Genomic DNA, 10,244 nt, shown 5'->3' on the forward strand with positions numbered 1-10,244 from the left:
GTTCCCGGCAGCCCATGGATCGGGCGGGCCGGGTCGGGAGGGTCTGACTTGCGGAGGACCGGCCCCGGCAACTGCCGCGGCCGGCCGGAAGACAGGCCTTAGAGCAGGCCTTCGCGCTGCAGCCGCTTGCGGGCCAGCTTGCGGGCGCGGCGGATCGCCTCGGCCTTCTCGCGCGCCTTCTTCTCGGAGGGCTTCTCGTAGTGACCGCGAAGCTTCATCTCGCGGAAGATGCCCTCACGCTGCATCTTCTTCTTCAGCGCCTTCAGCGCCTGGTCGACATTGTTGTCGCGTACCAGTACCTGCACGTTGGCTCGACCTCCTTGAGCACTCGTTTTGCCAAGCATCGACGCAGCGGCGGGTCGCGATCCGATCTCGTGATCCGACCCGACGGTGCGGGTGGCGCCGACCAGGCCGGCCGCCCATTGCTTAACGGATTGGGGACGGGTCTGTAGCACAACCGCACCGACATGTGAAGCCGCCGACGATGGCATTCCCGTGACACGACCGGGCATGTCGCGGCGGTGGCGCCGATTGCCGGAAGCCGGCCGGGCCGCCATATTCCCAGGCATGAGCGTGCTGACCCTCCTCCCTGACGATGCGCCGTTGCTGCGGCAGGTGGCGGCCCCGGTGGCCGATCCCGCCGCGCCGGAAATCGCCAGGCTTGCCCGCGACCTGGCGGAGACGATGCAGGCCGCGCAGGGACGCGGCATCGCCGCGCCGCAGGTCGGGATCGGCCTGCGGATGATCCATTTCGCGGCTTTGGGTGGCTTCACGACCCTGTGCAACCCGGGCTATGTGCCGCTGGACGCGGTGCTGGAAGGCGGCTTCGAGGGCTGCCTGTCGCTGCCCGGCTGTCGCGGTACGGTGCCGCGCTGGTCGCGCATCGCCTATTGGGGGGTGACGCCGCAGGGACAGCGGGTGGAGCGCGAGGCCGACGGCATGCATGCCCGGGTCGTCCAGCACGAGGTCGACCATCTGCTCGGCATCCTCTATCCGGACCGGATGGCGCCGGGCACGCCGCTGCTGGATGCGGCGGTCCTGAACGCAACGGTGGCGAACACCACGATGGAAGCGGCGGCGCCGCGCGCGGCCCCCGGACGGAAGGAGACGGCCTGACCATGCCGGAAGCCAACGGACCCGAATCGCCGACAGCGGCCACGCCCCTGCCCCCGCTCGGCCCCGCGCCCGACCTGGAGGAGCGCGACCGTCGCCGCCGCGAGGTGCTGGCGGCGGTACTGCCCCATATCCCCTTCGACGGCTGGACCGAGGCGGCGCTGGGCGCCGCCGCCCGCGACCTGGACTGCAGCCCGGCCGAGCTGCGCCGGGTCTTCCCCGGCGGCGTGCCGGACGTGATCGCCTTCTGGGTGGCGGAGGCGGACCGCCGGATGCTGCAGGAACTGGAGGCGCTGGACCTGCCGTCGATGCGGATCCGGGAGCGGATCGCCACCGCGGTGCGGGTGCGGCTGGAAGCCCACACCGCAGACAAGGAGGCGGTGCGCCGGGCGCTGGGCCGGCAGGCTGCGCCCGACCAGGCGCTGCAATCGGTGCTGGGCCTGTACCGCACCGTCGACGCCATGTGGTATGCCGCAGGCGATACTGCGACCGACTGGAACTTCTACACCAAGCGGGCGCTGCTGGCCGGTGTCTACGGCTCCACCCTGCTGTACTGGCTGCAGGACCAGTCGGAGGGCGCCGCCGCGACCTGGACCTTCCTGGATCGCCGGATCGACGACGTGATGCGGATCCAGAAGCTGCGCGGGCGGCTGGACAAGGTCGCCGACCGTCTGCCGAACCCGTTCCGCCTGCTGCGGCCGTTCCAGGCCGGCGGCACGGGGATGTACCCCTCTGCCGGTGCCTATCCCCAGTCCGGTGCCTATCCCCCGTCCGATTCCTATCCCCAGTCCGGTTCCTATTCGGCGGAACCCACCGGCCGGCGATAGGCCGGTCCCGCGGCGGCGTCAGGCCGGGACGGGCGGCCGGGCGAACGGATAGAGCTTGGTCAGGTGGCCCATCTTGCGGCCGGGCCGTGCCTCCGCCTTGCCGTAGACATGGACATGCCAGCCGGGCCGGGCGGCATAGCGCTCCCAGAGGCCGATCTGGTCGCCGATCAGGTTGAACATCACCGCGTTCGACCGCCGGCGGGTCGGCGCCAGCGGCAGGCCGCAAGCGGCGCGGACGGCCTGCTCGAACTGGCTGGTCTCCGCCGCCTCGATCGTCCAGTGGCCGGAATTGTGGACCCGTGGCGCCATCTCGTTGACCGCCAGGTTGCCGCGCCGGGTGACGAAGAACTCGACGGCCAGGACGCCGACGATGCCCAGCGCGCCGGCCAGGCGCACCGCCATTGCCGTCGCCGCCTGCCCGATCGGCGTGGGCACGCGCGCCGGCACGACCGTTCGGACCAGAATCCCGTCCTGGTGCAGGTTCTCCACCGGGACATAGGCCACCAGGCGGCCGTCCACCCCCCGTGCCACGATCACCGAGATCTCGGTGCGTAGCTGTACCCTTGCCTCCAGGATGCAGCCGCTGCCGCCGAACGCGGCCAGGGCCTCGCGCGCGTCGCGCTCGCTCTCCACCAGCGCCTGTCCCTTGCCGTCATAGCCCATGCGGCGGGTCTTCAGGATGGCGGGCAGGCCGGTCTCCTGCAGGGCGGCCTTCAGGTCCGCCTCGCTGTCGACGGCGGCATAGCGGGCGGTCGGGATGCCCTGCGCGCGCACGAAGTCCTTTTCCCGCAGCCGGTCCTGGGTGATGCCCAGGACGGCGGCGCCCGGCCGCACCGGCAGCTTGCCGGCGAGGTAGTCCAGGCTGGCCTGCGGCACATTCTCGAATTCCAGGGTGACGACATCGACCTCCCGGGCGAAATGCGCCAGGGCCCGCTTGTTGTCGAAATCGTTGCAATGGTGCTTGGCGCTGACATGGGCCGCCGGGGCCAGCGGGTCGGGGTCGTAGACATGGCAGCGATAGCCCAGGGTGGCAGCCGACAGCGCCATCATGCGGCCGAGCTGGCCGCCGCCCAGGATGCCGATCGTGCCACCCGGCCGGATCACCCTGTCGCGGACAGCTTCATCCTCCGCCACCGCGGCGGCCGGCGCTGCGGCCTTGCGCGCATTCATCGGTTCAGCCCTCGTCCGGCAGGTCCATCGGCGCATCCGCCACCGCGTCGGTGCGGGCCTGGCGCCATTCGGCGAGGCGGCGCTGCAGTTCGGCATCCTGCAGCGCCAGAACCGACGCGGCCAGCAGCCCGGCATTGACCGCGCCCGCGCGGCCGATGGCCAGGGTGCCGACCGGCACGCCGGCAGGCATCTGGACGATCGACAGCAGGGAATCGAGGCCCGACAGGCTGCGGCTCTGGACCGGCACCCCGAACACCGGCAGCACCGTCATGGCCGCCACCATGCCCGGCAGATGGGCGGCGCCGCCGGCACCCGCGATGATCGCCTGCACGCCCCGGTCCGCGGCGCGCTTCGCGTAGTCGACCATCCGGTCCGGGGTCCGGTGGGCGGAGACGATGCGCGCCTCGTGCGGCACCTCCAGCTCCCGCAGGACTTCCGCGGCGTGGCGCATGGTCGGCCAGTCGGACTGGCTGCCCATGACGATGCCGACCAGGGGATAGTCGGAAGAAGGATAGACTTCGGACACGGTTCCTTTACCGATACATGGCATAAAACGGCTGTGCCGGCTGTTTCCGGCCGGCCAACGAATTATAGTCGAGGACGGTCGGGGCACCATCAGCGAAGATGCTCCGACCGCTTCCCGGGCCCGCATCGGCGGCGGCGGGAAGCGACCAGCGGCTGCGGAGAGACGGATTGGTGGCATGCGCGTAGGCAGGACGAGGCCGATCGGGGGCGTCATTGGCGCCTACCGGGCTGCGCCCGCCGGCCGGCCGGCCAGCGCCACCGCACGCCCGGCCGGCGCCGGTCCGGCGGCCGCCGCGGCGGCGCCGATCGCCGATTCCGCCGAGATCATGGGCATCCCGGCGGCCGAGCTGACCCCGCGGGTGCGCGGCGCGATCATGTCGCTGATGGCAGAGGTCGACCAGCTGCGGCAGGAACTGGCGCGGACCCGGGCGAAGCAGGCGCAGCTGGAACTGCTGGCCGACCAGGACACCCTGGTCCCGGTCCGCAACCGGCGCGCCTTCGTGCGCGACGTGGCGCGGGCGCTGTCGCTTGCGCGGCGCCAGGACAGGCCGATCTCCCTGGTCTTCATCGACCTGACCGAGTTCAAGCAGGTCAACGACGTGCACGGCCATACCGCCGGCGATGCGGCGCTGACCGCCGTGGCGGAGACCCTGGTCGCGCATACCCGGGCCGCGGACGTGGTGGGACGGCTGGGTGGCGACGAGTTCGGCGTGCTGCTGATCGATACCGACGAGGCGCAGGCCCAGGTCAAGGCCCGGGAACTGGTGGATGCGCTGCGCGCCAACCCGCTGTCCTGGAAGGGCCGCCAGATTCCGATCCGCGCCGCCTACGGCGTCTATGAGATCGCGCCGGGTGAGGATGCCGCCACGGCGCTGGCCGCCGCCGACGAGGCAATGTATCGCCACAAGGCCGAGCAGCGCGCCGCCGTGGCTTCGTAGCATCGCGCCGCGGCCGCCCGGGGGCGGACAATATCGTTCAGGCGATAGCACCGGATCGTTCAGGCGATAGCACCGGACGGGCGGTTTCGCGGGTCAGCCAGCGCGTCTTCTGAGCAGAATTGCCTTTACGCAATGATGTCGGGAATCAGCTGCGATTCGAGCCGGATGATCTCGTCCTTCAGCAGAAGCTTCCGCTTCTTCATGCGCTGGATCTGCAGGTGATTGAATGTCGGGCGGTCCAGGAGCGCGTTGATCGCGTCGTCCAGGTCGCGATGCTCGGCACGCAGCTCCTCGAGCTGCCGCAACGCCTCGGCCTGGCCTTCATTCCCCTCGTCGCCGGTCATCCGCTTCACATGCCTGTCGCCGGCCAGCCCCATGCCCCGGCACGCCCTTCGCTTCCCGGCGCCGCATCGGCGGCGGCGCCACATTGTCTCTGCCCGTGCGAGAGGGCATAGCTTGATACCAGGGCATAGCAGGAGCGAGGGCCGGCCGGAAGTCCCGGCGTCAGCGGCCCTGCCGGAAGGGGGCGAAGATGGCTGGCGACGAGGACAAGGCGGCGCAGGGCGACGGGGCGCAGGAGGACGGAAATCCGGCGGGCCCGGCGGCGGGATTCTGGGATTTCACCCTGGATTTCTACGGCGGCGACGGGATCTCGGACTGCCTGGTCCGGCTGCAGGACGAATGCGGCCTCGACGTGAACATGCTGCTGCTGGCGGTCTGGCGTGGCCTGCAGGGACGCCTGCTGGTCGATGCCGCGGCGGCCGAAAGGTCGATCGCCACCTGGCGGGAGGAGGTGACGGAGCCTCTGCGCGACCTGCGGCGGCGGCTGAAGGCGGCCGGGTGGACCGCACTGCCCACCGGCCTGGTGGCTGCCGCGGAGGGGCCGTTCCGCGAGCAGCTGAAGGCATTGGAAATCGACAGCGAACGGCTCACCCAGGCCGCGCTGGAGGTGGCGCCGACCCGCGCGGCGGCGGCCGGGGCCGATGCGGCGGTCGCCGCCAACCTGGCTGCGGTGCGGGGGCTGGCGCAAGAGGCGGCGGCGCGGCAGGCGGAGCCGCTCTGCGCCGTTCTGGAGCGGGCCGCAGCGGCCTACGCCGCCCCGGCTTAGCCTTCCTTGTCGGACGGGTCTGTAGCGTCCCCGGCGGCGCCCGCTGCCGCGCCCGATGGCCGGGGCCGGACATCCGCCGGCCCGGCATCCTCGCCCCAGCGGCGCGCCGGCAGGTCCGGCAGGTCGAACAGGTCCAGCACCCGGGCGCAGGTCTGGGTCACCATCTCGTCGATGCCGGCGGGACGGGCATAGAAGGCCGGGACCGGCGGATAGACGATGGCTCCCATCTCTGTCACGGCGGTCATGCTGCGCAGATGGCCCAGATGCAGCGGCGTCTCCCGCAGCACCAGGACCAGCCGCCGGCGCTCCTTCAGGATGACGTCGGCGGCCCGGGTCAGCAGGCTGCCGGTGGTGCCGCTGGCGATCTCCGACAGGGTGCGCACGGAGCAGGGGGCCACCACCATCCCCAGGGTACGGAACGAGCCGGAGGCGATCGCCGCGCCGACATGCCCGGCGGGATAGGCATAGTCGGCCATCGCCTCCACCTCGGCCCGGCGCAGGCCGGTCTCGTAGCGCAGGGTCAGCTCGCCGGCGCGGCTGACGACCAGGTGGCTCTCCACGCCGCTGCCGCGCAACAACTCCAGCAGGCGCAGGCCGTAGACGCTGCCCGAGGCGCCGCTGATCCCGACCACCATGCGAGACGGATTGGCCATGCGGGGCGGATTGGCGCTGCTGCCTGCCATCACCGGCGCCCTGCTGCCTTCATCGGCCTGTCGCTTCGTGCCTGTGTCATCAAAAATCCACCTCCGGCCGGCGGGCCACCCTTACAGTGCGGTTAATCAGTGATTAAATACCTAGGGTGTAGATGTAGAGGGCAAGCGACGCCCGGCTGTTTCGGGCGTGCCTTCGCGGATCGCGGCGGGCCTGTGCCCGGTTGCGCCGCAGGCTTCGCGAGGGCTCGCTCCGAGACCGACATGCCGGGTCGCCGAGACACGGGAGCGATGCTTATGACGTTGCAGACGCACATCCAGTCCTTGGCTCAGAAGCATGCTGCGATCGAAGAGACGATCGCGGAAGAGCTGAAGCGGCCCCTACCTGACGAGGCGCGCGTCGGCGCCCTGAAAAAGCAGAAACTCCGCCTCAAGGAAGAGCTTTCGCGATATCCACAGCAATCGTGACCCCCTGACATAGCGGCGCCGTCCCTCGCGACGGCACCGGGCAACAGCAGCACCGGTCAACAGCACCGGGCGGGATGGCCGCCTGCGCCCGGCGGCGCGACTTCGGGCATGACACGCGCGGCGTGTCCGGCCCGATGGCGCCCGCCCGACCTGCGGGCGCGGTCGCCTGACCTGCAGGCTGGCCATGTTCCGCCCTGCGCCCGACCCTGATTGGCATCCGCCAGGGCCGGGATCGCCAGGGCCGGGATCGCCAGGGCCGGGATCGCCAGGGCCGGGATCGCCAGGGCCGGGATCGCCAGGGCCGGGATCGGGGCCTGTGTCAGACGGACTGCGCCTGCTCGCGCAGGACGAATTTCTGGATCTTGCCCGTGGAGGTCTTCGGCAGTTCGGAGAAGACCACGTGCTTCGGGCATTTGAACTTCGCCAGCCGGCCGCGGGTGAACTCGATGATTTCTTCCGCGGTGGTTGTCGCGCCGGGCTTCAGGGTGACGAAGGCGCAGGGCGTTTCGCCCCAGTGCGGGTCCGGCTTGGCCACCACCGCTGCCTCCAGGATGTCGGGATGCTGGTACAGCACGCCCTCGACCTCCAGGGTGGAGATGTTCTCGCCGCCTGAGATGATGATGTCCTTCGACCGGTCCTTGATCTGGACATAGCCGTCGGGATGCACCACCCCCAGGTCGCCGGAATGGAACCAGCCGTCGGCCAGCGACTTGTCGGTCGTCGACGGGTTCTTCAGATACCCCTTCATCACCACGTTGCCGCGGAACATGATCTCGCCCATCGTCTCGCCGTCGGAGGGCACCGGCTTCATCGTCTCCGGGTCCATCACCTGCAGGCCCTCCAGCACGGGATAGCGCACCCCCTGCCGCGCCTTCAGCGCCGCCCGCTCCGAAATGTCGAGCTCGTCCCATTCCGCATGCCAGGAACAGACCACGCTCGGGCCGTAGGTCTCCGTCAGGCCGTAGGTATGGGTGATGCTCATGCCCATATCCTCCATCGCCTGGATGATCGCCGCCGGCGGCGCAGCACCGGCCGTCATCGCCTTCACGCCCGACCGCATCCGTGCCTTCGCCTCCGCCGGGGCGTTGATCAGCATGTTCAGGACAGTCGGCGCACCGCAGAAATGGGTGACCTCGTTGTCGGCGATCGACTCGTAGATCGCCACCGGGTCTACCTTCCGCAGGCAGACATGGGTGCCGCCATAGGCGGTGATCGTCCAGGGGAAGCACCAGCCGTTGCAGTGGAACATCGGCAGGGTCCACAGATAGACCGGGTTGTGGCTCAGGCCCCAGGACATCGCATTGCCGATGGCGTTCAGGTAGGCGCCGCGATGGTGGTAGACGACGCCTTTCGGATTGCCGGTGGTGCCGGAGGTGTAGTTCAGGGCGATGGCCTGCCATTCGTCCGCCGGCATCTGCCAGTCGAAATCGGGATCGCCCTCCTGCAGGAAGGCTTCGTACTCGATCGAGCCGATCATCGCCGCGTCGCCGGCCGCCGGGTCGTCGATGTCGATGACGAAGGGCTTCACGCTGGCCTCCGCCAGCGCCTTCTTCATCACCGGGGCCAGTTCCCGGTCGATGATCACGACCTGGGCCTCGCCATGGTCCAGGATGAAGGCCACCGCGGCGGCATCGAGGCGGGTGTTGATGCTGTTCAGCACGCCGCCGGCCATCGCCACGCCGTAATGCGCTTCCAGATGGGCGGGAATGTTCGTCGCCATCACGGCGACCGTCTTGCCCGGCCCGATGCCGCGCTGCGACAGCGCGGAGGCCAGGGCACGGCACCGCTGCTGGAATTCCCGATAGGTCGCCCGGCGCGCGCCATGGATCCATGCGGTATGGCCGGGGTAGACATAGGCGGTCCGCGTAAGGAAGCTGAGCGGCGTGAGCGGCACGTAGTTCGCCGCGTTCTTGTCCAGGTCGGTTTCAAACGGGTTATGCATCGGGCGCTGATCCTCCGCCATGCTCATGCCGGGCCCCCGGGCGGTCGCCTGCCGGATGCGCGCCGCCTGGACGCTGACCTCCGGGGACGGCCGCCGGGCCCGGTTCTCTCCTTGCCGGCTGCCGGGCGGCCCGAAAATCATTGCCTTTCCAGCCGCCTTGGCGTTCAAGCTATCGCCCGGCCCGATGGGGCGCAACAGCGCAGGAGCCCGCACGGGGCGTACCCCATGGCCCGGCGCGGCATCCCCTCGCGGGTCCGCCGCCCGGCCGGCTTTCCGATCCAGCAGGAGCAGCAGACGTGACCACCGACAGATCCGCGGGCAGCGCCTCCAGGCGAAGCGGCGCAGGTGCAGGCCAGGCGGGGCGCCCGCCCGCACCGGGCGACGCCCTGGCGGGATACCTGGCCGCGGTCAGCGTGCGGGAGGACGGGCTGAAGCTGCGCCTGCGCAACGAGACCCGCGCGCTCGGCCCGCAGGGCCAGATGATCCTGGGCGCGGCGCAGGGGGCGCTGCTCGGCTTCCTGGTCGGCCTGACCAACGCCCGGCAGGTGCTCGAGATCGGCACCTTCACCGGCTACAGCACCCTGTGCATGGCTGAGGCCCTGCCGCCCGGCGGGCACATCCTTGCCTGCGATGTCAGCGAGGAATGGACCGCGATGGCCCGCGGCTACTGGCACGAGGCCGGTGTTGCGGACCGGATCGAGCTGCGCCTGGGGCCGGCCGACGCCACCCTGCAGGCCCTGCCGCCCGACATGGCGGGCGGATTCGACATGGCATTCGTCGATGCCGACAAGACCGGCTATCCCGCCTATCTCGCCGCCTGCAAGCGCCTGCTGCGTCCAGGCGGCCTGGCGGTGTTCGACAACATGTTCTGGGGCGGTTCGGTGGCCGACCCCTCCGACACCGGGGCGGAGACGGCGGCGATCCGCCAGACCCTGGCCATGGCAGCCGAGGATGCCGAACTGGATCATTCGATGCTGGCGGTCGGCGACGGCCTGCTGCTTGTGCGAAAGAAGTAGCTGCCACGGCGCTTGCATCCGTCCGATTTCGTGAAACGTCGGACGGAACCAACTCGGCTTCTGTAAGTTACGGATGACATGTTTGAACGGAAACGGAGCATGTCATGCGTAGTGGTGTTGTAATTATAGCCGCAGTTTTTGCCCTGGTCGCCGCGGCGGCAATACTGGTCTACGCCGTCGACATCGATGTCACTGATTCCGGTGAGATGCCGACCGCTGAGGTCAATGTGGACGTCGAGGGCGGCGCGCTGCCGGAAGCCGATGTCGATACGGCGGAAGTGGAAGTCGGCAGCGAGAAGCGCGAGGTCACCGTCCCCGAGGTCGATGTGACCATGGAGGAGCGCAACGTCGAGATGCCGACCGTCGAGCTTGAGCCGGCGGATGCCGACGAGGGCGCGCGGAGCGGCGGCTGATACGACCGGTCGTTGACTGCCGGCCGCGGCGGTCGGCAGGCGAAATACGAAGGGCCCCGGCAGCGATGCTGCCG

Annotated in this window: 13 protein-coding genes; 7 read left to right on the plus strand and 6 right to left on the minus strand. The window is 70.0% G+C overall.

Annotation, left to right across the window (positions count from 1 at the left end; genetic code table 11):
• Positions 1-98: 98 nt before the first annotated feature.
• Positions 99-305 (minus strand): 30S ribosomal protein S21, encoded by a 207-nt coding sequence (gene rpsU, locus ACFOGJ_RS23670; RefSeq protein WP_379905286.1) that lies wholly within the window; start codon positions 303-305, stop codon positions 99-101.
• A gap of 262 nt (positions 306-567) precedes the next feature.
• On the opposite strand from rpsU, the gene ACFOGJ_RS23675 reads away from it, so the two are divergent.
• Together ACFOGJ_RS23675 and ACFOGJ_RS23680 are read left to right on the plus strand one after the other, a co-directional pair.
• Positions 568-1,116: a peptide deformylase gene (locus tag ACFOGJ_RS23675; protein ID WP_379905288.1), complete on the plus strand. Its 549-nt coding sequence runs from the start codon at positions 568-570 to the stop codon at positions 1,114-1,116.
• A 2-nt stretch (positions 1,117-1,118) separates the two neighbouring features.
• A complete protein-coding gene (locus ACFOGJ_RS23680; RefSeq protein WP_379905290.1) occupies positions 1,119-1,940 on the plus strand; it encodes a COQ9 family protein in 822 nt (273 codons plus the stop codon).
• Between the two features lie 18 nt (positions 1,941-1,958).
• Here the strand turns inward: ACFOGJ_RS23680 and ACFOGJ_RS23685 are convergent, their stop codons facing one another.
• Positions 1,959-3,110 (minus strand): 5-(carboxyamino)imidazole ribonucleotide synthase, encoded by a 1,152-nt coding sequence (locus ACFOGJ_RS23685; protein ID WP_379905292.1) that lies wholly within the window; start codon positions 3,108-3,110, stop codon positions 1,959-1,961.
• A gap of 4 nt (positions 3,111-3,114) precedes the next feature.
• Entirely contained in the window at positions 3,115-3,588 is a 474-nt protein-coding gene (purE, locus tag ACFOGJ_RS23690) for a 5-(carboxyamino)imidazole ribonucleotide mutase (protein WP_379905410.1), read from the minus strand.
• Positions 3,589-3,811: 223 nt separating this feature from the next.
• Between purE and ACFOGJ_RS23695 the strand changes: the two genes are divergently transcribed.
• Positions 3,812-4,573 (plus strand): GGDEF domain-containing protein, encoded by a 762-nt coding sequence (locus ACFOGJ_RS23695; RefSeq protein WP_379905294.1) that lies wholly within the window; start codon positions 3,812-3,814, stop codon positions 4,571-4,573.
• A gap of 125 nt (positions 4,574-4,698) precedes the next feature.
• Here the strand turns inward: ACFOGJ_RS23695 and ACFOGJ_RS23700 are convergent, their stop codons facing one another.
• On the minus strand, positions 4,699-4,917 hold the full coding sequence (locus ACFOGJ_RS23700; protein ID WP_379905296.1) for a YdcH family protein: 219 nt from the start codon (positions 4,915-4,917) through the stop codon (positions 4,699-4,701).
• Between the two features lie 188 nt (positions 4,918-5,105).
• Between ACFOGJ_RS23700 and ACFOGJ_RS23705 the strand changes: the two genes are divergently transcribed.
• Entirely contained in the window at positions 5,106-5,681 is a 576-nt protein-coding gene (locus tag ACFOGJ_RS23705) for a TIGR02444 family protein (RefSeq protein ID WP_379905298.1), read from the plus strand.
• Here the strand turns inward: ACFOGJ_RS23705 and ACFOGJ_RS23710 are convergent.
• The gene (locus ACFOGJ_RS23710; RefSeq protein ID WP_379905300.1) at positions 5,678-6,364 is read right to left on the minus strand and encodes a UbiX family flavin prenyltransferase; all 687 of its coding nucleotides are present in this window, start codon (positions 6,362-6,364) and stop codon (positions 5,678-5,680) included. The two genes, ACFOGJ_RS23705 and ACFOGJ_RS23710, sit on opposite strands and share 4 nt — an antisense overlap.
• Before the next feature lie 264 nt (positions 6,365-6,628).
• On the opposite strand from ACFOGJ_RS23710, the gene ACFOGJ_RS23715 reads away from it, so the two are divergent.
• Entirely contained in the window at positions 6,629-6,799 is a 171-nt protein-coding gene (locus ACFOGJ_RS23715) for a YdcH family protein (protein ID WP_379905302.1), read from the plus strand.
• A gap of 319 nt (positions 6,800-7,118) precedes the next feature.
• Here ACFOGJ_RS23715 and ACFOGJ_RS23720 read toward each other — a convergent pair whose 3' ends face one another.
• Positions 7,119-8,741: an acyl-CoA synthetase gene (locus ACFOGJ_RS23720; protein WP_379905304.1), complete on the minus strand. Its 1,623-nt coding sequence runs from the start codon at positions 8,739-8,741 to the stop codon at positions 7,119-7,121.
• Positions 8,742-9,037: 296 nt separating this feature from the next.
• Between ACFOGJ_RS23720 and ACFOGJ_RS23725 the strand changes: the two genes are divergently transcribed.
• The gene (locus tag ACFOGJ_RS23725) at positions 9,038-9,757 is read left to right on the plus strand and encodes an O-methyltransferase (RefSeq protein ID WP_379905306.1); all 720 of its coding nucleotides are present in this window, start codon (positions 9,038-9,040) and stop codon (positions 9,755-9,757) included.
• 104 nt (positions 9,758-9,861) lie between these two features.
• The gene (locus ACFOGJ_RS23730; RefSeq protein WP_379905308.1) at positions 9,862-10,170 is read left to right on the plus strand and encodes a hypothetical protein; all 309 of its coding nucleotides are present in this window, start codon (positions 9,862-9,864) and stop codon (positions 10,168-10,170) included.
• The last annotated feature ends 74 nt before the right edge of the window (positions 10,171-10,244 follow it).

It is taken from the genome of Marinibaculum pumilum, from assembly GCF_042646425.1.
Lineage (GTDB): Bacteria > Pseudomonadota > Alphaproteobacteria > Ferrovibrionales > Ferrovibrionaceae > Marinibaculum > Marinibaculum pumilum.

Excerpts from the sequence above, each read along its gene's own strand:
- ACFOGJ_RS23675 (WP_379905288.1), top strand. The coding sequence starts at position 568 with ATGAGCGTGCTGACCCTCCTCCCTGACGATGCGCCGTTGCTGCGGCAG.
- ACFOGJ_RS23680 (WP_379905290.1), top strand. The coding sequence starts at position 1,119 with ATGCCGGAAGCCAACGGACCCGAATCGCCGACAGCGGCCACGCCCCTG.
- ACFOGJ_RS23685 (WP_379905292.1), bottom strand. The coding sequence starts at position 3,110 with ATGAATGCGCGCAAGGCCGCAGCGCCGGCCGCCGCGGTGGCGGAGGAT.
- purE (WP_379905410.1), bottom strand. The coding sequence starts at position 3,588 with ATGGGCAGCCAGTCCGACTGGCCGACCATGCGCCACGCCGCGGAAGTC.
- ACFOGJ_RS23695 (WP_379905294.1), top strand. The coding sequence starts at position 3,812 with ATGCGCGTAGGCAGGACGAGGCCGATCGGGGGCGTCATTGGCGCCTAC.
- ACFOGJ_RS23700 (WP_379905296.1), bottom strand. The coding sequence starts at position 4,917 with ATGACCGGCGACGAGGGGAATGAAGGCCAGGCCGAGGCGTTGCGGCAG.
- ACFOGJ_RS23705 (WP_379905298.1), top strand. The coding sequence starts at position 5,106 with ATGGCTGGCGACGAGGACAAGGCGGCGCAGGGCGACGGGGCGCAGGAG.
- ACFOGJ_RS23710 (WP_379905300.1), bottom strand. The coding sequence starts at position 6,364 with ATGGCAGGCAGCAGCGCCAATCCGCCCCGCATGGCCAATCCGTCTCGC.
- ACFOGJ_RS23715 (WP_379905302.1), top strand. The coding sequence starts at position 6,629 with ATGACGTTGCAGACGCACATCCAGTCCTTGGCTCAGAAGCATGCTGCG.
- ACFOGJ_RS23720 (WP_379905304.1), bottom strand. The coding sequence starts at position 8,741 with ATGCATAACCCGTTTGAAACCGACCTGGACAAGAACGCGGCGAACTAC.
- ACFOGJ_RS23730 (WP_379905308.1), top strand. The coding sequence starts at position 9,862 with ATGCGTAGTGGTGTTGTAATTATAGCCGCAGTTTTTGCCCTGGTCGCC.